The sequence below is a fragment of the Streptococcus bovismuti genome (genome assembly GCF_042436615.2).
Classification (GTDB): Bacteria; Bacillota; Bacilli; order Lactobacillales; family Streptococcaceae; genus Streptococcus.
The window spans coordinates 184561-207901 of record NZ_JBHMFR020000001.1; the positions used below are offsets into that span (position 1 = coordinate 184561).

Here is a 23341-nt window from a genome sequence, read left to right on the forward strand (position 1 = left end):
TAAGCATTGTATTTATTGTATATGAATCTGGAGAAAAAATCAAAGATATTTTTGAAGGATAATATGAGAACAAGGGAGAATATATGACCTTAGAATGGGAAGAATTTCTAGATCCTTACATTCAAGCTGTTGGTGAGTTAAAGATTAAACTTCGTGGTATTCGTAAGCAATATCGCAAGCAAAATAAGCATTCTCCGATTGAGTTTGTGACTGGTCGAGTCAAGCCGATTGAAAGTATCAGGGAAAAAATGGCTCGTCGTGGCATTACTTATGCGACCTTGGAACACGATTTGCAGGATATTGCTGGCTTGCGTGTGATGGTCCAGTTTGTAGATGACGTCAAGGAAGTAGTGGAGATTTTGCGCAAACGTCAGGACATGCGCATCATACAGGAGCGAGATTACATTACTCATCGAAAAGCATCAGGCTATCGTTCCTATCATGTGGTAGTAGAATATACGGTTGATACCATCAATGGAGCCAAGACAATTTTGGCGGAAATTCAGATTCGTACCTTGGCCATGAATTTCTGGGCAACGATAGAACATTCTCTCAACTACAAGTACCAAGGGGATTTCCCAGAGGAAATTAAAAAGAGACTGGAAATTACTGCCAAAATTGCCCATCAGTTGGATGAAGAAATGGGTAAAATTCGAGATGATATCCAGGAAGCCCAGGCTCTTTTTGATCCTTTGAGTAGAAAATTAAATGACGGTGTAGGAAACAGTGACGATACAGATGAAGAATACAGGTAAACGAATTGACCTGATAGCTAATAGAAAACCGCAGAGTCAAAGGGTTTTGTATGAATTGCGAGATCGTTTGAAGAGAAATCAGTTTATACTCAATGATACCAATCCGGACATTGTCATTTCCATTGGTGGGGATGGCATGCTCTTGTCGGCCTTTCATAAGTACGAAGACCAGCTTGACAAGGTACGCTTTATCGGTCTTCATACGGGACATTTGGGCTTCTATACGGACTACCGTGATTTTGAGTTAGACAAACTAGTGACTAATTTGCAGCTAGATACGGGAGCAAGAGTTTCTTACCCTGTTCTAAATGTGAAGGTCTTTCTTGAGAATGGTGAAGTTAAGATTTTCAGAGCACTAAACGAAGCTAGCATCCGCAGGTCCGATCGAACCATGGTGGCAGATATTGTCATCAATAGTGTTCCCTTTGAACGTTTTCGTGGAGACGGGCTAACAGTTTCGACACCGACTGGTAGTACTGCCTATAACAAGTCGCTTGGCGGTGCTGTTTTACACCCTACCATTGAAGCTTTGCAATTAACGGAAATTGCTAGCCTCAACAATCGGGTCTATCGAACGCTAGGCTCTTCCATTATTGTGCCTAAGAAGGATAAGATTGAACTCATTCCAACAAGAAACGATTACCATACCATTTCGGTGGATAATAGCGTTTATTCTTTTCGTAGTATCGAGCGAATCGAGTATCAAATTGATCATCATAAGATTCACTTTGTCGCGACTCCTAGCCATACCAGCTTCTGGAACCGCGTTAAGGATGCCTTTATCGGCGAGGTGGATGAATGAGGTTTGAATTTATCGCAGATGAACATGTCAAGGTTAAGACCTTTTTGAAAAAGCATGAGGTTTCTAAGGGACTTCTGGCCAAGATTAAGTTTCGAGGTGGAGCTATTCTAGTCAATGACCAACCGCAAAATGCAACCTATCTATTGGATATTGGAGACCGAGTTATCATCGATATTCCTGCTGAGGAAGGCTTTGAAACTCTAGAAGCTATCGAGCGCCCACTGGATATTCTCTATGAGGATGACCATTTTCTAGTCTTGAATAAACCCTATGGAGTGGCGTCTATTCCTAGTGTCAACCACTCCAATACTATTGCCAATTTTATCAAGGGTTACTACGTCAAGCAAAACTATGAAAATCAGCAGGTTCACATTGTAACTAGGCTTGATCGAGATACTTCTGGTTTGATGCTCTTTGCTAAGCACGGCTATGCCCATGCACGATTAGATAAGCAGTTGCAGAAGAAGTCTATTGAAAAGCGCTATTTTGCTTTGGTTAAAGGCGATGGACGCTTGGAGTCAGAGGGGGAAATTATTGCTCCGATTGCTCGTGATGAAGACTCCATTATTACCAGACGCGTAGCTAAAGGTGGAAAGTATGCCCATACTTCTTACAAGATTGTAGCTTCTTATGGGAATATTCACTTGGTAGACATTCGCCTGCACACTGGTCGAACCCACCAAATCCGAGTCCATTTTTCTCATATTGGTTTTCCTTTGTTGGGCGATGATTTGTATGGGGGTAGTCTGGACGACGGCATCCAACGTCAGGCCCTACATTGCCATTACCTATCCTTTTATCATCCATTTTTAGAGCAAGACTTGCAGTTAGAAAGTCCCGTGCCGGATGATTTTAGCAACCTTATTACCCAGTTATCAACTAATACTCTATAAAAAATGTTTCAGAGTATAATTATTATCTTAAAGGAGAAAACTCATGGAAGTTTTTGAAAGTCTCAAAGCCAACTTGGTTGGTAAAAATGCTCGTATCGTTCTCCCTGAAGGGGAAGAACCTCGTATTCTTCAAGCGACTAAACGCCTGGTAAAAGAAACAGAAGTGATTCCTGTTTTGCTTGGAAATCCTGAAAAAATTAAAATTTATCTTGAAATTGAAGGAATCATGGATGGTTATGAAGTCATTGACCCTCAACACTACGATAAATTTGAAGAAATGGTTGCTGCCTTGGTGGAGCGTCGCAAGGGTAAAATGTCTGAAGAAGATGCACGCAAGGTTTTGGTTGAAGATGTCAACTACTTTGGTGTTATGTTGGTATACTTAGGCTTGGTTGATGGAATGGTATCAGGTGCGATTCACTCAACAGCTTCAACAGTACGTCCAGCCCTTCAAATCATTAAAACTCGTCCAAATGTAACTCGTACTTCAGGTGCTTTTCTCATGGTTCGTGGTACGGAACGTTACCTATTTGGAGACTGTGCCATCAACATCAATCCAGACGCGGAAGCCTTGGCTGAAATTGCCATCAACTCAGCAATCACAGCTAAGATGTTTGGCATCGAGCCTAAAATTGCTATGCTAAGCTATTCTACTAAAGGTTCAGGATTTGGAGAAAGTGTTGATAAGGTTGTTGAAGCAACTAAAATTGCTCACGACTTGCGTCCTGACCTTGAAATCGATGGTGAGTTGCAATTTGATGCAGCCTTTGTTCCTGAAACTGCAGCTCTGAAAGCTCCTGGAAGTACGGTAGCTGGTCAAGCAAATGTCTTCATCTTCCCAGGTATCGAGGCAGGAAATATCGGCTACAAGATGGCAGAACGCCTTGGTGGTTTTGCGGCTGTTGGACCTGTTTTGCAAGGTTTGAACAAGCCAGTTAACGACCTTTCTCGTGGATGTAATGCTGATGATGTTTACAAGTTGACCCTTATCACAGCAGCTCAAGCGGTTCATCAATAATATTAAGTCCTCTTTCCTTTGGGAAGAGGCTTTTTAATACTCAATGAAAATCAAAGAGCAAACTAGGAAACTAGCCGCAGGCTGTACTTGAGTACGGCAAGGCGACGTTGACGTGGTTTGAATTTGATTTTCGAAGAGTATTAATACTAGGAAAAGGACAGTTAGAATCTTCTGTGTTATACTAGAGTTATGTTAGATTTGAAAGAATACGGAATTGTCATGTGGCCGGAGGAGAAAATCATTTCTTTTCGTGAGAAACTTCTCACTTGGTATGATGAAAACAAAAGAGATTTACCATGGCGTAGAAGTAAAAATCCTTATCATATCTGGGTGTCTGAAATTATGCTCCAGCAGACTAGGGTAGATACGGTTATTCCTTATTACGAACGATTCTTGGACTGGTTTCCAACAGTTGAAAGTTTGGCGAATGCGCCTGAAGAGCGTTTGTTGAAGGCTTGGGAAGGTTTGGGTTACTATTCTCGAGTTCGTAATATGCAGGCTGCAGCCCAGCAGATTATGACTGACTTTGGTGGCCAATTTCCAAACACCTATGAAGGAATTTCCAGTTTGAAAGGGATTGGTCCTTACACAGCAGGAGCCATTTCCAGTATTGCTTTTAACTTGCCTGAACCAGCTGTAGATGGTAATGTCATGCGTGTTTTGGCGCGTCTATTTGAAGTTAATCATGATATCGGAGTTCCTAGCAATCGCAAAATTTTTCAGGCAATGATGGAAATCTTGATTGACCCAGAACGTCCGGGTGATTTTAATCAAGCTTTGATGGACTTAGGATCTGATATTGAGGCGCCTGTAAATCCTAGGCCAGAAGAAAGTCCGGTTAAGGACTTCAGTGCGGCATATCAGAATGGAACAATGGACCGTTATCCAATCAAGGCTCCTAAGAAAAAGCCTGTCCCAATTTATCTTAAAACCTTGGTGGTCAAAAATACTCAGGGAGAATTTTTACTTGAAAAGAATGAAAGTGAAAAGCTCTTGGCAGGTTTTTGGCATTTCCCCTTGATAGAAGTAGATAACTTTTCGCAAGAAGAGCAGTTTGACCTCTTTCATCAGGTTGCAGAAGAAAGTGTGAACTTTGGCCCCAGTCCAGAAGAGAGTTTTCAGCAGGACTATGACTTAGAAGTTGATTGGCTTGATATTTATTTTGACACTGTCAAGCATATCTTTAGTCACCGCAAGTGGCATGTTCAAATTGTAGCAGGTCAAGTGAGTGATTTCCATGTTTTTTCAGATAGGGAAGTTCGCTGGCTTTCACCAGAAGAATTCAAGGATGTTCCACTTGCTAAACCCCAACAAAAAATCTGGCAGGCTTATGCAAAAGCCAACTTAGACAGTAGCAAAGACTAGCTATTGTGTCTTCTTGTTATTTTTTTGGTATAATGGTAGAGAAAAAGGTGAACAAATGAAAAAAATATTAATTGTAGATGATGAAAAACCAATCTCGGATATTATCAAGTTTAACATGACCAAGGAAGGTTACGAGGTTGTAACTGCTTTTAACGGTCGTGAAGCGCTAGAGCAATATGAAGCAGAGCAACCAGATATTATTATTCTGGATTTGATGCTTCCAGAAATCGATGGTTTAGAAGTTGCTAAGACCATTCGCAAGACTAGTAGTGTGCCTATTATCATGCTTTCGGCTAAAGATAGCGAATTTGATAAGGTTATCGGTTTAGAGCTTGGGGCGGATGACTATGTAACCAAACCCTTCTCAAATCGTGAGTTGCAGGCGCGTGTTAAAGCTCTTCTCCGTCGCACGGACTTGGTTTCTGTAGATAATCAAGAGTCAGATGAAAAGAAAGCCCAACCCTTGCAAATTGGGGATTTGGAGATTGTGCCAGATGCTTATGTAGCTAAAAAATATGGTGAAGAACTAGACTTGACCCACCGTGAATTTGAGCTCTTGTACCACTTGGCTTCTCATATTGGTCAAGTGATTACACGTGAACACTTGCTTGAAACGGTCTGGGGTTATGATTATTTCGGAGATGTTCGAACTGTTGACGTAACTATCAGACGTTTGCGTGAGAAGATTGAAGATACACCTAGTCGTCCAGAATATATCCTAACACGTCGTGGTGTTGGTTATTATATGAGAAATAATGATTGAATTGATTAGAAAAAATATTCTTACTAGTGATTTTATCTTCATTTTAATTTTATTGGGTTTTATCTTGATTGTTACCTTGCTTTTGCTAGAAAATCGGCGAGATAATATTCGGTTGAAGCAAATTAATCAAAAAGTTAAAGACTTGATTGCAGGAGATTATTCTCAGGTATTGGATATGCAGGGAAGCTCTGAGATCACTAATATTACCAATAATCTCAATGATTTATCAGAAGTAATTCGCTTGACTCAAGAAAATCTGGAACAAGAGAGTAAACGATTGAATAGTATCCTCTCATACATGACAGACGGAGTTCTTGCGACCAATCGTCGTGGCAAGATTACTATGATTAATGACATGGCTAAGAAACAGCTAGGTGTTCAGAAAGAAGAGGTTCTCAATAAAAGTATTCTAGAATTGCTTAAGATTGAAGATGAGTATGAACTTCGTGATTTGATTACCCAAGTTCCTGAGCTTATGATTGATTCTCAGGATGACAATGGTGAATATCTGAGCCTTCGTGTACGTTTTGCCTTGGTTCGTCGTGAGTCTGGCTTTATTTCTGGTTTGGTTGCTGTTTTACACGATACGACGGAGCAGGAGAAGGAGGAGCGCGAACGGAGACTCTTTGTTTCCAACGTTAGTCATGAGCTACGGACGCCACTGACTAGTGTTAAATCCTATCTTGAAGCCTTGGATGAGGGAGCCTTGTCAGAACCTGTCGCACCAGACTTTATCAAGGTATCTCTTGATGAAACTAACCGTATGATGCGAATGGTGACAGATCTTCTCCATCTTTCACGTATTGATAATGCAACCAGTCATCTAGATGTCGAACTGATTAATTTTACTGCCTTTATTACCTTTATTCTTAACCGTTTTGATAAGATGAGAGGACCAGATGAGGAGAAGAAATACGAATTGGTGAGAGATTATCCGATTACCTCTGTCTGGATTGAAATTGATACAGATAAAATGACACAGGTGATTGATAATATTCTCAACAATGCTATTAAGTATTCGCCTGATGGTGGGAAAATCACAGTGACCATGAAGACGACTGATGATCAGATGATTTTATCCATCTCAGACCAAGGTTTGGGTATTCCAAAGCAGGATTTACCACGTATCTTTGACCGTTTTTATCGTGTGGATCGTGCTAGAAGTCGTGCCCAAGGTGGTACAGGTCTGGGTCTGTCCATTGCTAAAGAAATTATCAAACAACATAAGGGCTTTATTTGGGCCAAGAGTGAATACGGTAAGGGATCAACCTTCACCATTGTGTTACCTTATGATAAGGATGCAGTGAAAGAAGAAGTATGGGAGGCCGAAGTAGAAGACTAGAATGAGTGAAACAGGCTTTAAATACAGTATTTTAGCGTCGGGTTCCAGTGGAAATTCCTTTTATTTGGAAACCCCAAAAAAGAAGATATTAGTGGATGCAGGCTTGTCTGGTAAGAAAATTACCAGCCTACTTGCTGAAATTAACCGTAAACCAGAAGACTTGGATGCCATCTTGATTACGCATGAGCATTCAGACCATATCCACGGTGTGGGTGTTTTGGCTCGCAAGTATGGTATGGATTTATATGCCAATGAAAAGACTTGGCAAGCAATGGAAAATAGCAAGTATCTTGGCAAGGTAGATTCTTCGCAAAAGCATATCTTTGAAATGGGTAAAACCAAAACCTTTGGAGATATCGACATCGAGAGTTTTGGTGTTAGCCATGATGCAGTCGCACCGCAGTTCTATCGCTTTATGAAGGATGATAAGTGTTTTGTCATGCTGACTGATACAGGTTATGTGAGTGACCGTATGGCAGGAATTGTCGAAAATGCGGATGGCTATCTTATCGAATCCAACCATGATGTAGAGATTTTGAGAGCTGGCTCTTACGCTTGGCGACTTAAACAACGAATCCTATCGGATCTGGGTCACCTTTCTAACGAAGATAGTGCTGAAGCAATGATTCGGACACTTGGGAATCGCACTAAAAAAATCTACCTTGGACATTTATCTAAGGAAAATAATATCAAGGAACTGGCTCACATGACCATGGTCAATCAGCTAGCCCAAGCTGATTTAGGTGTAGGAGTAGACTTTAAGGTTTACGATACCTCACCAGATACCGCAACACCATTGACAGATATATAAAAAGAAGGCGAATATGCCTTTTTTCATATATTTTAGTAGAGATTTGGTGTGGTATAATATTAAAAAATGACATAGGAGAAATAATGTGAAAAGAAAATGGTTATTTGAGGATTACTATGACACAACGATTATCATACTTGCGTTAATCTCTGTTATTCTTGTATTGCTTGGATTTGCTGAGATGATTGATTTGGACAATCCGCCTTATAGTATTATTGATTTAGTAATCTGGGGTGTTTTTGTAATTGATTATAGTTGGCGCTTTTTTATTACTAAAAGAAAATGGCGCTTTATTCTAGAAAATATTTTTGACTTATTGACTATTCTCCCTTTAAATGCTATTTTTACAGTTTTTCGATTAGGTCGTATCCTTCGTTTAGCTAAACTAACAAAATTACTGAAACTGACTCGTTTACTTAGAATAATTGGACTTACAGGTAAATTAGAAAGAAAAATTAGCAGTTTCTTACGGACAAATGGCCTGATTTATATCTTGTATGTTAATATCTTTATTGTGCTAGTAGGAAGCTCAATTTTATCTGTAGTTGAAGAAAAATCCTTCTCAGATAGTCTTTGGTGGGCTCTTGTGACAGTAACCACTGTTGGTTATGGTGATATTGTTCCAGTTTCCCTTTTTGGGAAATGGATAGCTGTTTTATTAATGTTGGTAGGGATTAGTACAATAGGAATGTTAACAAGTGCCTTGACGAACTTTTTTGTAAAAGATAATCCAGATGAACAGATAAAACTTGATAAACTCCAAGATGAATTATCTAGTCAGAGAATATTAATAGAGAAACAATCTGAAAAGATAGAAGAACTACACAGAACGATAAAAGACTTAGTTGAAAAAATATAATAAAGGTGAGACAAAACAAAACTTGATTTGACGAGAAATCAAGTAAGTCTTGACACAATAAAACGCATAATATCAAGGTCTTCTGGCACCTTACATTATGCGTTTTTGTGATTTTAAGACTTGTTAGCTGATTTTTTACAATCCTGCAAATTCTTTGATTTCTTGTGCTGACATTGAAGAGTCGCAACGGACATTGATTTGTCCATCTGCAATGTGAACGAAGCCTGGTACAGTTGGAATTCCATAGCGTGAGCGGAATGCTTGTAACTCATTGAGTTGGCTTGGTTCTTCACTGTTGATGAAGTAGATGTGAGCTTTGGTTTCAGCTACGACACCTGACAATGTACCTGCAAATTTACGGCAGTAAGGGCAAGTTTTGCGACCGATAAAGAAGGTTGCAGTTTCTTTCTTATCAAGAGCTTCTTGCGCACGCGCAACTGTAGTGACTTCAAGATCTTTGATATTATCTAAAAATTGTTCCATGAGATTACCTCGCTTTCATTGATAAGTCTAGTATGCCATAAAGTTTCTAAAATTGCTTAGATTTGATACGAAAAAAAGATGAGATTGGTTGGTCTCATCTTTTCTAGTGTTTTATTTTACAAATGCATTGATTTCTGCTTCGATGTTAGCAATCTTAGCTTGTGATTCTTCGTTGGTTTCACCCACAACTGCAATATAGAACTTGATTTTTGGTTCTGTACCTGAAGGGCGAACGGCAATCCATGAACCGTCAGCAAGTGTGTATTTCAAAACATCACTTGGAGGAGTTGTCAAGTTTGTAACAGTACCGTCAGCAGCAGTAGCAGTTTGAGCTTTGAAGTCTTCTACGACAGTGATAGCTGTTGTGTTCCATTCTTTTGGAGCATTGTTGCGGAATTTAGCCATAATCGCTTTGATTTGTTCAGCACCATCAACACCTGAAAGGGTAACAGAGATAGTCTTTTCAGCATAGTAGCCGTACTCTTTGTAGATTTCTTCGATACCGTCAGCAAGAGTCAAACCACGAGAACGGTAGTAAGCAGCAAGTTCAGCAACGACAAGAACGGCTTGGATAGCGTCTTTATCACGTACGAATGGTTTAATCAAGTAACCGAAACTTTCTTCAAATCCCATCATGTAAGTGTGATTGTGTTTTTCTTCGAATTCTTGGATTTTCTCAGCGATAAATTTGAAACCTGTCAAAACGTTGAACATGGTTGCGCCGTAGCTTTCAGCAATTTTCGTTACCAAGTCAGTTGATACGATAGATTTGCAGAGGGCTGCATTTTCAGGAAGAGTTCCAGCATTTTTATGGGCTTCCAAGATGTATTTAGCCATGATAGCACCAATTTGGTTACCTGATAGGTTGAGGTAGCTACCATCTTTTTGAAGAACTTCAACACCAACACGGTCAGCGTCTGGATCAGTTGCGACAAGAACATCTGCACCAACTTGACGACCAAGTTCTTCAGCAAGAGCAAAGGCTGCTTGGCTTTCTGGGTTTGGAGATTTTACAGTTGAGAAGTCTGGGTCAGCAGTTGCTTGCGCTTCAACAACTTGAACAGAGTCAAATCCTGCTTGGGCAAGAGCACGACGAGCCAACATTTCACCAGTACCATGAAGTGGTGTGTAGACAATCTTCATGTCTTTACCAAATTCTTCAATCAAGACTGGGTTGATGTTAACGTCCTTAACTTCTTTGAGGTATTCTACATCGACAGCTTCTCCGATAACTTCAATCAAGCCAGAAGCTTTTTCAGTTTCCACATCAGCAACTTCAACTGCAAATGGGTTTTCGATTGCACGGATATAAGTAGTCAAAGCGTCTGCGTCGTGTGGAGGCATTTGTCCACCGTCTTCACCGTAAACCTTGTAACCGTTAAATGGTGCAGGGTTGTGACTGGCTGTGACCATGATACCCGCGAAACAGTTGAGGTGACGAACTGCAAATGAGAGTTCTGGAGTTGGACGAAGGCTTTCAAATACATAAGATTTGATACCATGTTTAGCAAGAACTGCTGCAGATTCAAAGGCAAACTCAGGTGAGAAGTGACGGCTATCGTAGGCAATTGCGACACCACGTTCTTTTTCATTTCCACCTTTTGACTCAATCAAACGAGCCAATCCTTCAGTAGCTTGACGCACAACGTAGATGTTGATGCGGTTTGTACCAGCACCAATCAAGCCACGCATACCTGCAGTACCAAATTCAAGATTTGTATAGAAGGCATCTTCCTTCGTTTTTTCGTCCATATTTTCCAAATCTTGACGAAGGTAATCAGGAAGCTCCGCAAAATCAACCCATTTCTGGTAATTTTCTTGGTAAGACATTGAAATTCTCCTTTTTGTAAATTGTTTTAACCGTTCACATTATAGCACTTTTTAGCGTTTTAGTAAAACGGTAGCATAATTTTCAGAAAAGTGGTGTCATATGCCGGTTTATCAAGTCTTGAATGCCTTAGGGAAACATGCTATACTACTTGTATGATTATTTTACAAGCTAATAAAATTGAACGTTCTTTTGCAGGAGAGGTTCTTTTTGATAATCTCAACCTGCAGGTTGATGAACGAGATCGGATTGCTCTTGTTGGGAAAAATGGTGCAGGTAAGTCTACTCTTTTGAAGATTTTGGTTGGAGAAGAGGAGCCAACTAGTGGGGAAATCAATAAGAAAAAAGATATTTCTCTGTCTTACCTAGCCCAAGATAGCCGTTTTGAGTCTGAAAATACCATCTACGATGAAATGCTTCATGTCTTTGATGACTTGCGTCGTACGGAGAAACAACTTCGTCAGATGGAGCTAGAGATGGGAGAAAAGTCTGGTGAGGACTTCAATAAGCTGATGTCAAATTACGACCGCTTATCTGAGAATTTTCGCCAAGCAGGTGGTTTCACTTATGAAGCTGATATTCGAGCGATTTTAAATGGATTCAAGTTTGACGAGTCTATGTGGCAGATGAAAATAGCTGAACTTTCAGGTGGTCAAAATACCCGTCTGGCTCTGGCCAAAATGCTACTTGAAAAGCCAAATCTCTTGGTCTTGGACGAGCCAACCAACCACTTGGATATCGAAACCATTGCCTGGTTGGAAAATTACCTGGTAAATTATAGTGGTGCCCTCATTATCGTCAGCCACGACCGTTATTTTTTGGATAAGGTTGCGACAATTACGCTAGATTTGACCAAGCATTCTTTGGATCGCTATGTGGGCAATTACTCTCGTTTTGTCGAATTAAAGGAGCAGAAGCTAGCTACTGAGGCAAAAAACTATGAAAAGCAACAGAAGGAAATTGCCGCTCTGGAAGACTTTGTCAACCGCAATCTAGTCCGAGCTTCGACGACAAAACGTGCCCAATCCCGTCGTAAACAACTAGAAAAAATGGAGCGTTTGGACAAGCCTGAAGCTGGCAAGAAATCAGCCAACATGACCTTCCAGTCTGAGAAAACGTCGGGCAATGTTGTTTTGACTATTGAAAATGCAGCTATTGGCTATGATGGGGAAATATTGTCAGAGCCTATCAGCCTCGACCTTCGTAAGATGAATGCTGTCGCTATCGTTGGTCCCAATGGTATCGGCAAGTCAACCTTTATCAAGTCTATTGTGGACCAGATTCCATTTATCAAGGGTGAGAAGCGATTTGGGGCTAATGTTGAGGTGGGGTACTATGATCAGACTCAAAGCAAGCTAACACCAAGTAATACGGTGCTTGATGAACTCTGGAATGATTTTAAACTGACACCAGAAGTTGAAATCCGTAACCGTCTAGGTGCCTTCCTTTTCTCTGGTGATGATGTTAAAAAATCAGTCGGCATGCTGTCAGGTGGCGAGAAAGCTCGTTTGCTTTTGGCTAAATTGTCTATGGAAAACAACAACTTCTTGATTCTGGACGAACCAACCAACCACTTGGATATTGATAGCAAGGAAGTGCTAGAAAATGCCTTGATTGACTTTGATGGAACTCTTCTCTTCGTCAGCCACGACCGTTACTTTATCAATCGTGTGGCAACTCATGTATTGGAATTGTCCGAGAATGGATCAACTCTCTATCTTGGAGATTACGACTACTATGTTGATAAAAAGGCTGAAATGGAAGTCAGTCAGATAGAGGAAGTTTCAACCAGCAATCCAGCAAAAGAAGCAAGCCCAGTTAATGACTATCAAGCTCAGAAAGAAAGTCAAAAAGAAGTTCGTAAACTCATGCGACAAATCGAAAGTCTAGAAGCTGAAATTGAAGAGCTAGAAAGTCAAAGCCAAGCCATTTCTGAACAAATGTTGGAGACAAACGATGCCGAAAAACTGATGGAATTACAGGCTGAGCTGGACAAAATCAGCCATCGTCAGGAAGAAGCCATGCTTGAGTGGGAAGAATTATCAGAGCAGGTGTAAAGATTTCTAAGTTTTCTGCCCTTCTACATTGTGAGGAGGGCTTAATTTATGGTAAAATAGTTTTATGAATAAAAGAATGAATGAGTTAGTCGCCTTACTCAATCGCTATGCGACTGAGTATTATACCAGCGACAATCCGTCGGTTTCAGATAGTGAGTATGACCGCCTTTACCGTGAGTTGGTCGAGTTGGAGGCTGCCTATCCAGATCAAGTATTAGCAGACAGTCCGACCCATCGTGTTGGTGGCAAGGTTTTAGATGGTTTTGAAAAATACAGTCATCAGTATCCTCTTTATAGTTTGCAGGATGCTTTTTCACGTGAGGAGCTTGAAGCTTTTGATGCGCGTGTTCGTAAGGAAGTGGCTCATCCGACCTATATTTGTGAGCTGAAAATCGATGGCTTATCTATCTCGCTGACTTATGAAAAGGGGATTTTCGTTGTTGGGGCAACGCGTGGAGATGGTTCTGTTGGGGAGAACATCACAGAAAACCTCAAGCGTGTTAAGGACATTCCTTTGACCTTGCCAGAAGAACTAGATATCACAGTTCGTGGGGAATGTTACATGCCACGCGCTTCTTTTGACCAGGTTAACCAAGCTCGCCAAGAAAATGGAGAGTCTGAATTTGCCAATCCTCGTAATGCGGCAGCAGGAACTCTGCGTCAGCTGGATACAGCAGTAGTAGCCAAGCGTAACCTTGCCACTTTCCTCTATCAAGAAGCCAGTCCGTCAACTCGTGATAGCCAAGAAAAGGTTTTGAAGCACCTAGAACAACTAGGTTTTGTGGTTAATCCTAAGCGAATTCTGGCTGAAAGCATGGATGAGATTTGGGATTTTATCCAAGAAGTAGGACAGGAACGGGACAATCTGCCTTATGATATCGATGGGGTGGTGATTAAGGTCAATGACCTAGCAGGTCAAGAAGAACTTGGCTTTACCGTTAAGGCTCCAAAGTGGGCTGTAGCCTACAAGTTTCCTGCTGAAGAAAAAGAAGCTCAACTACTCTCAGTTGATTGGACAGTTGGCCGTACTGGTGTTGTAACCCCAACTGCAAATCTAACACCAGTTCAGCTTGCTGGTACGACTGTTAGTCGTGCGACCCTGCACAATGTAGATTATATTGCTGAAAAAGATATCCGCAAAGACGACACGGTTATCGTCTATAAGGCTGGGGACATCATCCCTGCCGTTTTACGTGTAGTAGAGTCCAAACGGGTTTCTGAAGAAAAACTAGATATCCCTACAAACTGTCCAAGTTGTGACTCTGATTTGTTGCACTTTGAAGATGAAGTGGCCCTGCGTTGTATCAATCCGCGTTGCCCTGCTCAAATCATGGAAGGTTTGATTCACTTTGCTTCTCGTGATGCTATGAATATTACAGGACTTGGTCCATCTATTGTTGAGAAGCTTTTTGCTACAAATTTAGTAAAGGATGTGGCGGATATTTATCGTTTGCAAGAAGAGGATTTCCTCCTTTTAGAGGGGGTTAAGGAAAAGTCCGCTGCTAAACTGTATCAGGCTATCCAAGCATCAAAAGAAAATTCTGCCGAGAAGCTCTTATTTGGTTTGGGAATTCGCCATGTCGGAAGCAAGGCCAGTCAGCTTTTACTCCAACATTTTCACTCGATTGAAAATCTGGCTCAGGCAGATCCAGAGGAAGTGGCTAGTATTGAAAGTCTGGGTGGTGTGATTGCCAAGAGTCTCCAGACTTATTTTGCGACAGAAGGCTCTGAAATTCTCCTCAGAGAATTGAAAGAAGCTGGGGTCAATCTGGATTATAAAGGTCAGACTGTAGTGGCAGATGCGACCTTGTCAGGTTTGACAGTGGTATTGACTGGAAAATTGGAACGTCTCAAGCGCTCAGAAGCTAAAAGCAAACTCGAAAGTTTGGGTGCCAAGGTAACAGGCAGTGTGTCTAAAAAGACCGACCTCGTCGTGGCAGGAGCAGACGCTGGAAGCAAACTTCAAAAAGCACAAGAACTTGGTATCGAAGTTCGAGATGAAGCTTGGCTAGAAAGCCTGTAATGATCGTTTAAAAACAGAGTTTAGATAATATGACTATGTTTGTTAATTGAGACGAGATTGACAAAAATTTATTAGTGAAATAGAAAGAAAATAGAAGTAAAAAGGAAAAATAAAAAATGTATAACTACCCTATGCGCATTCATTATCATCGCAAGAATGGAGAATACGATACTTGCTCTTTTGTAAAAAGTCAGGACCAGCGAATTGATTTGCTAACCTACAAAGAAGATTATTTTGGTGCTTCATTTAGTTTTGAACACCCAAGTGCTCATGCCTTAGAAAGCTTGAATTTTGTGGTTCATACAGGCCAAACCAGTAAAGAATATGCTATCCGTTTTAATCACTATCCTCTTTTAACAGAGGTCTGGATTTTGGAAGGGGATGATAGGATTTATTACTCTGAAAATCCTGCTATCGCCAGTCCTTTCTATAAAAATCAAAATCCTTTTGCCTTTGACAAGGCCATTAATAGTGCTAGTTTTGACCATCATTGGGGTTACCAAGGTGAATTGGGGTGCCGTGTAGAGGATAATCAAGCGCATTTTGCTCTCTGGGCTCCAACAGCGACAGAAGTGCAGGTTATCGTTTATGAATCAGCTGCTAATGATGCTCCTGTTTGGAAGACCTTTGAGATGGAGAGAGGCAATAGCTACTCCTATAATCATAAGGACAATACAATCGGTGTCTGGAGTTTGGATGTTGAGGAAGATTTGACTGGTAAGACTTATCAGTATCAAGTCCAATTCCCTCATCATCAAACCTTGACACGTGACCCGTACACAATTGCGACCAGTCCTGATGGCAAATGTTCAGCTATTCTGAGCCATGCAGAAAAGCAAGTTGAACACTTCGAGGTTAAGCATGGTTCTGAGGCTACTTGGCGCTTGGAAAATCCATGTAAGGCAGTTATCTGTGAAATGCACATTCGTGATTTGACCAAATCACCGACCTCAGGTGTGGATGAACATCTTCGAGGAACTTTCTTGGGTGCTGCTCAGACTGGAACGGTTAACCAGTACGGTCAGTCAACTGCTTTTGATCACATCAAGAAGCTGGGCTACAATTATGTTCAGTTGCAACCAATCGCAGATCGTCACAAAGAATACGATGAGGACGGGAATGTAACCTACAACTGGGGCTATGACCCACAAAACTATAACGCACCAGAGACGAGCCTTTCAACAAACCCAGAGGATCCTGCTCAGGTTATTCGTGATTTGAAGACCATGGTTCAAGCCTATCACGATGCTGGCATTGGTGTCATTATGGATGTGGTCTATAACCATACCTTCTCAGTTGTTGATGCACCTTTCCAAACAACTGTCCCTGATTACTACTATCGTATGAATCCAGATGGCACCTTCCAGAATGGAACGGGTGTTGGGAATGAAACAGCCAGTGAACACGAAATGTTCCGCAAGTATATGATTGATTCTCTTCTATACTGGGTGCAGGAATACAATATTGACGGCTTCCGTTTTGATTTGATGGGGATTCATGATGTTAAGACCATGCAGATGATTCGTCAGAGCTTGGATGAAATTGACCCTAACATTATCCTTTATGGAGAAGGTTGGGATATGGGAACAGGTCTTGCACCTTATGATAAGGCCAAGAAAGACAATGCCTACCAGATGCCAAATATTGGTTTCTTTAATGACAATCAGCGTGATGCTGTCAAAGGTGGAGAAGTTTATGGTGCTATCAAGTCAGGTTTTGTCAGCGGTGCTGCTACAGAGCCAATTCTTGCCAAAGCAATTCTAGGCAGTCGTGAATTAGGAACCTATACACATCCAAATCAAGTGCTTAACTATGTAGAGGCCCATGACAATTACAATCTTCACGATTTGTTGGCAACCCTACATCCAGACCAAAGTTCAGAGCAAATCATGCGAAAGGTTGAGACAGCCACAGCCATGAACCTACTCATGCAAGGGATGGCCTTTATGGAAATCGGTCAAGAATTTGGTCGTACCAAACTGGTTGCGACTGGTGAAAATGGTGAGCTGACCCATGATGATAGAGAACGTGCTATGAATAGCTATAATGCTCCTGATAGTGTGAATCAAGTCAACTGGGACTTGATTAATGAGCGTCAAGATAGTATTGAGTTTATCCGTCAGATGATTCGATTGAAGACAGAAAGCAGTGCCTTTTCTTACCCAACTTATGATGAGATTTACCATCATGTTTTTGTTCATTCAGCCCATGAACATAGTGGTTGGATTGTCTATGAGATTCAAGGGGAAGACCATTTACTGGTTGTATTTAATGCTAAAGGGCAAAACTTCCAGTTTGAAAATGCTGGAAATCTAGAACTATTGGTGACCAATAGCCATTTAAGTGATAAAGACATGGTTGGTGGCGTCAGTGTCAGCGTCTTTAAAGTTTTGTAGAATAGATTTACAATTTAGATTCATTTGTGGTGTTTATCTGTTAATAAAATCAGGAGATTCGTTTCCTGATTTATTTTTTTTTCTTAAAATTATATTTTTGTTAGCTAAATAACGAACTTTATGATAGTATTATTAAAAAACAATTCGTTTTCAAATCGTTTCTGAAAATTTCTTGATTTACAAGTGAACACATCAGTGAATTTGTTGAAGACTTTCAAAAGATTTTTTGCAAATTCCGTAATTTACTTGAATCTTCCCTAAAAAGGTAGTATAATAAATCTATAGAAAACGCTTACAGAATTAGGAGGGTGTATGGATAAGAAACAAGCTTTAGAAACCTTTGTGACAGGTGAAAATTTTCACCTCCAGCACTATCTGGGAGCTCATAGGGAAGAAAAAAATGGAGAGTATGGCTATACTTTTCGTGTGTGGGCGCCTAATGCTCAGGCTGTTCACTTGGTAGGGGATTTCACCAATTGGGTTGAAAATCAAATTCTGATGGAACGGAATGAATTTGGAGTATGGGAAGTCTTTACCAGTCTTGCTCAAGAAGGTCAAATTTATAAGTATCATATCACACGTGCAAATGGTCATCAGCTGATGAAGATTGACCCTTTGGCTGTACGGTATGAGGCCCGACCTGGGACTGGTGCTATTTTAACAGATATTCCAGAAAAGAAATGGAAGGATGGCCTCTGGCTAGCCCGTAGAAAACGCTTGAGCTTTGAAGAGCGTCCTGTCAATATTTATGAGGCTCATGCTGGCTCTTGGAAGAGAAATCCGGATGGCAGCCCCTATAGTTTTGCTCAATTGAAAGATGAACTCATTCCTTACTTGGTTGAGATGAATTATACTCACATTGAGTTTATGCCCCTGATGTCTCACCCTCTCGGTTTGAGTTGGGGCTATCAGCTTATGGGTTACTTTGCTCTAGAGCATGCCTATGGTCGTCCTGAAGAGTTTCAAGATTTTGTTGAGGAATGTCACTTAAACAATATAGGTGTTATTGTAGACTGGGTACCTGGTCACTTTACTATCAATGATGATGCCTTGGCCTATTATGATGGAACACCGACTTTTGAATACCAAGACCATAATAAGGCTCATAACTACGGTTGGGGAGCACTCAATTTTGACCTTGGAAAGAATGAAGTCCAGTCTTTCTTGATTTCTAGTATTAAGTTTTGGATTGATTTTTATCATTTAGATGGTATTCGCGTGGATGCGGTTAGCAACATGCTCTATCTTGACTACGATGATGCTCCATGGACACCTAATAAAGATGGTGGCAATCTCAACTATGAAGGTTATTATTTCCTTCAACGCTTGAATGATGTGATTAAACTAGTTCATCCAGACGTTATGATGATAGCTGAGGAAAGTTCATCAGCTACTCAGATTACTGACACTAAGGATTCAGATGGTCTAGGATTTGACTATAAATGGAATATGGGTTGGATGAATGACATCCTCCGATTCTACGAAGAAGATCCGATTTATCGTAAATATGACTTTAACCTGGTGACTTTCAGCTTTATGTATGTCTTCAAGGAGAACTATCTCTTACCATTCTCACACGATGAAGTGGTTCATGGCAAGAAGAGTATGATGCACAAGATGTGGGGAGATCGTTATAATCAATTCGCAGGCTTGCGTAATCTCTACACTTACCAAATTTGTCACCCTGGTAAGAAATTGCTCTTCATGGGTAGTGAATATGGGCAATTCCTAGAATGGAAATCTGAAGAACAGTTGGAGTGGTCTAACCTAGAAGATCCAATGAATGCTAAGATGAAGTATTTCACTTCTCAGCTAAACCAGTTTTACAAAGACCACCGCTGTCTGTGGGAAATTGATACTAGTTATGATGGCATTGAAATCATCGATGCGGATAATAGAGACCAGAGTGTTCTTTCCTTCATCCGTAAAGGTAAGAAGGACGACATGTTAGTCTGCGTCTTTAATATGGCACCTGTTGAACGAAAAGATTTTACAATTGGACTGCCTGTCTCAGGGATTTATGAAGAAGTATGGAATACTGAGTTAGAAGAGTGGGGAGGCGTCTGGAAAGAGCATAACCAAACCGTTCAAACGCAAGAAGGGCTATGGAAGGATTATGAGCAGACCTTGACCTTTACCCTACCGGCTATGGGAGCAAGTGTATGGAAAATCAAGCGCCGCTTGAAACCTACTAAAATTGTCACAAGTAAAAACCAAAAAGGAGTAGAAAATGAAGAATGAAATGTTAGCTTTGATTCTTGCCGGTGGGCAAGGAACTCGTCTCGGTAAACTCACTCAAAGCATTGCAAAACCAGCTGTGCAATTTGGTGGGCGCTACCGTATCATTGACTTTGCTCTTTCAAACTGTGCCAACTCAGGCATCAACAATGTTGGAGTCATTACACAGTACCAACCACTTGCTCTCAACAACCATATTGGTAATGGTTCAAGCTGGGGACTAGACGGTATCAATTCTGGTGTCTCTATTCTTCAACCTTATTCTGCAAGTGAAGGAAATCGTTGGTTTGAGGGGACTAGCCACGCTATTTACCAAAATATTGATTATATCGACAGTGTCAATCCTGAGTATGTCTTGATTCTATCTGGGGACCATATCTACAAAATGGATTATGATGATATGCTCCAGTCTCACAAAGATAATAATGCCAGCTTGACAGTAGCGGTTTTAGACGTCCCTCTTAAAGAAGCTAGTCGTTTTGGTATTATGAACACAGATGCCAATAACCGCATTGTTGAATTTGAAGAAAAACCAGCTCAACCTAAATCTACCAAAGCTTCTATGGGGATCTATATCTTTGATTGGCAACGTCTCCGCAATATGCTCGTTGCTGCTGAAAAGAGCAATGTTGATATGTCAGACTTCGGTAAAAATGTCATTCCAAACTACCTTGAGTCAGGTGAAAGTGTCTATGCCTATGAATTTAAAGGTTACTGGAAAGATGTTGGTACTATTGAGTCGCTTTGGGAAGCGAACATGGAGTACATTTCTCCAGAGAATGCCTTGGACAGCCGTAACCGTCAATGGAAGATTTACTCAAGAAACTTAATTTCACCACCAAACTTCCTTGGGGCAAATGCTCATGTGGAAGATTCCTTGGTTGTTGATGGCTGTTTTGTAGATGGAACTGTTAAACATTCTATCCTTTCAACAGGTGCGCAAGTTCGAGAAGGGGCAGAAGTTGTTGATTCAGTTATCATGAGTGGAGCCATTGTTGGTCAGGGAGCTAAAATCAAACGTGCCATTATTGGTGAAGGTGCAGTTATTTCTGACGGTGTCGAAATCGATGGAACAGAAGAAGTACAAGTTGTAGGATATGATGAAGTAGTGGGGGTAGCAACAGATGAAGATTGATAAATATTCTGCCATTTTAGGAAACACAGTTGGTTTTCATGATATGTCAACACTGACAGACCACCGTCCAGTAGCGAGTTTGCCATTTGGAGGTAAATATCGCTTGATTGACTTCCCACTTTCCAGTCTTGCTAATGCAGGTGTCCGTAGTATCTTTGGTATTTTCCAACAAGACAATATCAGTTCAGTCTTTGACCATATCCGTTCAGGACGTGAATGGGGCTTGTCAACTCTTCTCAGTCACTATTATCTAGGTATTTACAATACACGTGTGGAAAGTAGTACAGTTGGAAAAGAATACTACCAACAGTTGCTTACTTATTTGAAACGTTCTGGTTCAAACCAAACAGTTTCACTCAACTGTGATGTTCTGATTAACATTGATTTGAATCAAGTATTCCATCTACACAGTACAACAAAAGGGCCTATCACTGTAGTTTATAAAAAACTACCTAAAAAAGACATTTCAGAAGTAAATGCAATCTTGGACGTAGATGAAACAGATCATGTTCTTTCTCATAAACTCTTTGATGGCAAATCAACAGATGAAGTTTACAATATGTCTACAGATATCTTTGTCGTTGATACACCTTGGTTGATTGAACGCTTGGAAGAAGAAGCTAAAAAAGAACATCCAGAGAAGTTGCGCTATGTTTTACGGGATTTGGCTGCAAAAGAAGGGGCTTTTGCCTACGAGTACACAGGCTATTTGGCAAATATTCACTCTGTAGAGTCTTATTACCAAGCTAATAAAGATATGCTTGAATCGCAAAAATTCTACTCTCTTTTCTCACCAAACCAAAAGATTTATACAAAGGTCAAAAACGAAGAACCAACTTACTATGCTAACACATCTAAAGTAAGCACTTCTCAGTTTGCGTCTGGTAGTATCATTGAAGGTCAAGTGGCTAATTCTGTTCTCTCACGTAATATTCATGTACACAAGGATAGCTTGGTTAAAGATAGTATCTTATTCCCTCGTGTTGTTATTGGAGAAGGTGCTCAGGTAGAATATGCTATCTTGGACAAGGGTGTTGAAGTTGCGGATGGAGTTGTGATCCGTGGAACTGCAGAACATCCTGTCGTCGTTAAGAAAGGTGCTAAAGTAACAGAGGATATTCATTCATGAAAATTTTATTTGTAGCAGCTGAGGGTGCACCCTTTTCAAAAACAGGTGGTTTGGGAGACGTCATTGGCGCACTTCCCAAATCACTAGTAAAAGCGGGACATGAAGTTGCAGTGATTCTACCCTACTATGACACGGTAGAGGCTAAATTTGGAAATCAGATTGAAGATGTTCTTCATTTTGAGGTGAGTGTTGGTTGGCGCAGGCAGTACTGTGGGATTAAGAAAACAGTCTTAAACGGTGTGACTTTTTACTTTATTGACAACCAATATTATTTCTTCCGTGGTCATGTTTACGGTGATTTTGATGACGGAGAACGCTTTGCTTTCTTCCAACTTGCTGCCATTGAGGTTATGGAAAGAATTGACTTTATTCCTGACCTTCTCCATGTTCATGACTATCATACAGCTATGATTCCTTTCTTGTTAAAGGAAAAATACCGTTGGATTCAAGCCTATGAGGGCATTAAAACTGTTTTAACCATTCATAATCTGGAATTTCAAGGACAATTCTCAGAAGGAATGTTATGGGATTTGTTTGGAGTTGGCTTTGAACGTTATGCAGATGGGACACTTCGCTGGAACAACTGTCTGAACTGGATGAAGGCTGGTATTCTTTACGCAGACCGTGTATCAACTGTTTCACCTAGCTATGCTCATGAAATTATGACTAGCCAATTCGGATGTAACTTGGATCAGATTCTCCGAATGGAGTCTGGTAAAGTTTCTGGTATCGTGAATGGAATTGATGCTGACCTTTATAATCCTCAGACGGATGCTCTTTTGGACTATCATTTCAATCAGGAAGATTTGTCTGGGAAAGCCAAAAATAAGGCAAAATTGCAAGAAAGAGTTGGCTTACCCGTTAGGGATGATGTCCCACTGGTGGGAATTGTTTCTCGTTTGACACGTCAAAAAGGTTTTGATGTGGTGGTCGAAAGTCTGCACCATATCTTGCAAGAAGATGTTCAGATTGTTCTTTTGGGAACTGGCGACCCTGCCTTTGAGCACTCTTTCTCATGGTTTGCTCAGATTTACCCAGACAAGCTATCAGCAAATATCACTTTTGATGTCAAACTAGCTCAAGAAATCTACGCTGCTTGTGACCTCTTCCTCATGCCGAGTCGTTTTGAACCGTGTGGCTTGTCTCAGATGATGGCTATGCGTTATGGAACCTTGCCATTGGTTCATGAAGTTGGTGGCTTGCGAGATACCGTTCGCGCTTTCAATCCAATCGAAGGAAGCGGTACTGGCTTTAGCTTTGACAATTTATCTCCTTACTGGTTAAATTGGACTTTCCAAACAGCATTGGACTTGTATAGAAACCATCCTGACGTTTGGAGAAATCTACAAAAACAAGCTATGGAGTGTGACTTCTCATGGGATACAGCCTGCAAGTCATACCTTGACTTGTACCATAGTTTAGTTAATTAATAGATAAAATCGTA

General features: G+C 40.7%; 18 protein-coding genes. 16 read left to right on the forward strand and 2 right to left on the reverse strand.

The genetic code is table 11. The features are described from left to right. Window positions 1-83 precede the first annotated feature (83 nt). The 9 genes from yjbM (at window position 84) to ACERDH_RS01080 (ending at window position 8608) form a co-directional block, all read left to right on the forward strand. Window positions 84-755: a GTP diphosphokinase gene (yjbM, locus tag ACERDH_RS01040; RefSeq protein WP_023947454.1), complete on the forward strand. Its 672-nt coding sequence runs from the start codon at window positions 84-86 to the stop codon at window positions 753-755. After that, window positions 739-1557, forward strand: coding sequence for an NAD kinase (locus ACERDH_RS01045; RefSeq protein ID WP_386681531.1), 819 nt, complete (start codon window positions 739-741; stop codon window positions 1555-1557). The genes yjbM and ACERDH_RS01045 overlap by 17 nt, the downstream gene beginning before the upstream one ends. After that, window positions 1554-2450 (forward strand): RluA family pseudouridine synthase, encoded by an 897-nt coding sequence (locus ACERDH_RS01050; RefSeq protein WP_049551211.1) that lies wholly within the window; start codon window positions 1554-1556, stop codon window positions 2448-2450. Before ACERDH_RS01045 ends, ACERDH_RS01050 begins: the two co-directional genes overlap by 4 nt. Before the next feature lie 43 nt (window positions 2451-2493). Beyond that, window positions 2494-3468: a phosphate acetyltransferase gene (gene pta / locus ACERDH_RS01055; RefSeq protein ID WP_153199058.1), complete on the forward strand. Its 975-nt coding sequence runs from the start codon at window positions 2494-2496 to the stop codon at window positions 3466-3468. Window positions 3469-3657: 189 nt separating this feature from the next. After that, the gene (gene mutY / locus ACERDH_RS01060) at window positions 3658-4833 is read left to right on the forward strand and encodes an A/G-specific adenine glycosylase (protein ID WP_261031207.1); all 1176 of its coding nucleotides are present in this window, start codon (window positions 3658-3660) and stop codon (window positions 4831-4833) included. Window positions 4834-4888: 55 nt separating this feature from the next. Next, window positions 4889-5596, forward strand: a complete 708-nt coding sequence (gene yycF / locus ACERDH_RS01065) for a response regulator YycF (protein WP_020901406.1) — start codon at window positions 4889-4891, stop codon at window positions 5594-5596. Further along, entirely contained in the window at window positions 5589-6938 is a 1350-nt protein-coding gene (vicK, locus tag ACERDH_RS01070) for a cell wall metabolism sensor histidine kinase VicK (RefSeq protein ID WP_386681536.1), read from the forward strand. The genes yycF and vicK overlap by 8 nt, the downstream gene beginning before the upstream one ends. Before the next feature lies 1 nt (window position 6939). Further along, window positions 6940-7749: an MBL fold metallo-hydrolase gene (locus ACERDH_RS01075; protein WP_386681538.1), complete on the forward strand. Its 810-nt coding sequence runs from the start codon at window positions 6940-6942 to the stop codon at window positions 7747-7749. A gap of 85 nt (window positions 7750-7834) precedes the next feature. Beyond that, entirely contained in the window at window positions 7835-8608 is a 774-nt protein-coding gene (locus ACERDH_RS01080; RefSeq protein ID WP_386681541.1) for a potassium channel family protein, read from the forward strand. A 135-nt stretch (window positions 8609-8743) separates the two neighbouring features. Here the strand turns inward: ACERDH_RS01080 and ACERDH_RS01085 are convergent, their stop codons facing one another. Together ACERDH_RS01085 and ACERDH_RS01090 are read right to left on the reverse strand one after the other, a co-directional pair. After that, window positions 8744-9091 (reverse strand): thioredoxin, encoded by a 348-nt coding sequence (locus ACERDH_RS01085; protein ID WP_261049679.1) that lies wholly within the window; start codon window positions 9089-9091, stop codon window positions 8744-8746. A gap of 111 nt (window positions 9092-9202) precedes the next feature. After that, window positions 9203-10921 carry a phospho-sugar mutase gene (locus ACERDH_RS01090; protein ID WP_386681544.1) on the reverse strand — a complete coding sequence of 573 codons (1719 nt, stop codon included), beginning with the start codon at window positions 10919-10921 and terminating at the stop codon, window positions 9203-9205. A 153-nt stretch (window positions 10922-11074) separates the two neighbouring features. Between ACERDH_RS01090 and ACERDH_RS01095 the strand changes: the two genes are divergently transcribed. The 7 genes from ACERDH_RS01095 (at window position 11075) to glgA (ending at window position 23327) form a co-directional block, all read left to right on the forward strand. Next, entirely contained in the window at window positions 11075-12976 is a 1902-nt protein-coding gene (locus tag ACERDH_RS01095; RefSeq protein ID WP_386681547.1) for an ABC-F family ATP-binding cassette domain-containing protein, read from the forward strand. A 64-nt stretch (window positions 12977-13040) separates the two neighbouring features. Beyond that, window positions 13041-14999 carry an NAD-dependent DNA ligase LigA gene (ligA, locus tag ACERDH_RS01100; RefSeq protein ID WP_386681550.1) on the forward strand — a complete coding sequence of 653 codons (1959 nt, stop codon included), beginning with the start codon at window positions 13041-13043 and terminating at the stop codon, window positions 14997-14999. A 116-nt stretch (window positions 15000-15115) separates the two neighbouring features. Beyond that, window positions 15116-17395, forward strand: coding sequence for a type I pullulanase (gene pulA, locus ACERDH_RS01105; RefSeq protein ID WP_386681553.1), 2280 nt, complete (start codon window positions 15116-15118; stop codon window positions 17393-17395). Between the two features lie 312 nt (window positions 17396-17707). Beyond that, complete coding sequence (glgB, locus tag ACERDH_RS01110) at window positions 17708-19636, forward strand: 1,4-alpha-glucan branching protein GlgB (RefSeq protein ID WP_386681556.1); 1929 nt, start codon at window positions 17708-17710, stop codon at window positions 19634-19636. Further along, entirely contained in the window at window positions 19626-20768 is a 1143-nt protein-coding gene (locus ACERDH_RS01115) for a glucose-1-phosphate adenylyltransferase (RefSeq protein ID WP_386681559.1), read from the forward strand. The genes glgB and ACERDH_RS01115 overlap by 11 nt, the downstream gene beginning before the upstream one ends. Further along, on the forward strand, window positions 20758-21897 hold the full coding sequence (gene glgD / locus ACERDH_RS01120) for a glucose-1-phosphate adenylyltransferase subunit GlgD (RefSeq protein WP_386681562.1): 1140 nt from the start codon (window positions 20758-20760) through the stop codon (window positions 21895-21897). The genes ACERDH_RS01115 and glgD overlap by 11 nt, the downstream gene beginning before the upstream one ends. Continuing rightward, a complete protein-coding gene (gene glgA / locus ACERDH_RS01125; protein ID WP_386681565.1) occupies window positions 21894-23327 on the forward strand; it encodes a glycogen synthase GlgA in 1434 nt (477 codons plus the stop codon). Before glgD ends, glgA begins: the two co-directional genes overlap by 4 nt. Window positions 23328-23341 lie beyond the last annotated feature (14 nt).

Excerpts from the sequence above, each read along its gene's own strand:
- yjbM (WP_023947454.1), top strand. The coding sequence starts at position 84 with ATGACCTTAGAATGGGAAGAATTTCTAGATCCTTACATTCAAGCTGTT.
- ACERDH_RS01045 (WP_386681531.1), top strand. The coding sequence starts at position 739 with ATGAAGAATACAGGTAAACGAATTGACCTGATAGCTAATAGAAAACCG.
- ACERDH_RS01050 (WP_049551211.1), top strand. The coding sequence starts at position 1,554 with ATGAGGTTTGAATTTATCGCAGATGAACATGTCAAGGTTAAGACCTTT.
- pta (WP_153199058.1), top strand. The coding sequence starts at position 2,494 with ATGGAAGTTTTTGAAAGTCTCAAAGCCAACTTGGTTGGTAAAAATGCT.
- mutY (WP_261031207.1), top strand. The coding sequence starts at position 3,658 with ATGTTAGATTTGAAAGAATACGGAATTGTCATGTGGCCGGAGGAGAAA.
- yycF (WP_020901406.1), top strand. The coding sequence starts at position 4,889 with ATGAAAAAAATATTAATTGTAGATGATGAAAAACCAATCTCGGATATT.
- vicK (WP_386681536.1), top strand. The coding sequence starts at position 5,589 with ATGATTGAATTGATTAGAAAAAATATTCTTACTAGTGATTTTATCTTC.
- ACERDH_RS01075 (WP_386681538.1), top strand. The coding sequence starts at position 6,940 with ATGAGTGAAACAGGCTTTAAATACAGTATTTTAGCGTCGGGTTCCAGT.
- ACERDH_RS01085 (WP_261049679.1), bottom strand. The coding sequence starts at position 9,091 with ATGGAACAATTTTTAGATAATATCAAAGATCTTGAAGTCACTACAGTT.
- ACERDH_RS01090 (WP_386681544.1), bottom strand. The coding sequence starts at position 10,921 with ATGTCTTACCAAGAAAATTACCAGAAATGGGTTGATTTTGCGGAGCTT.
- ACERDH_RS01095 (WP_386681547.1), top strand. The coding sequence starts at position 11,075 with ATGATTATTTTACAAGCTAATAAAATTGAACGTTCTTTTGCAGGAGAG.
- ligA (WP_386681550.1), top strand. The coding sequence starts at position 13,041 with ATGAATAAAAGAATGAATGAGTTAGTCGCCTTACTCAATCGCTATGCG.
- pulA (WP_386681553.1), top strand. The coding sequence starts at position 15,116 with ATGTATAACTACCCTATGCGCATTCATTATCATCGCAAGAATGGAGAA.
- glgB (WP_386681556.1), top strand. The coding sequence starts at position 17,708 with ATGGATAAGAAACAAGCTTTAGAAACCTTTGTGACAGGTGAAAATTTT.
- ACERDH_RS01115 (WP_386681559.1), top strand. The coding sequence starts at position 19,626 with ATGAAGAATGAAATGTTAGCTTTGATTCTTGCCGGTGGGCAAGGAACT.
- glgD (WP_386681562.1), top strand. The coding sequence starts at position 20,758 with ATGAAGATTGATAAATATTCTGCCATTTTAGGAAACACAGTTGGTTTT.
- glgA (WP_386681565.1), top strand. The coding sequence starts at position 21,894 with ATGAAAATTTTATTTGTAGCAGCTGAGGGTGCACCCTTTTCAAAAACA.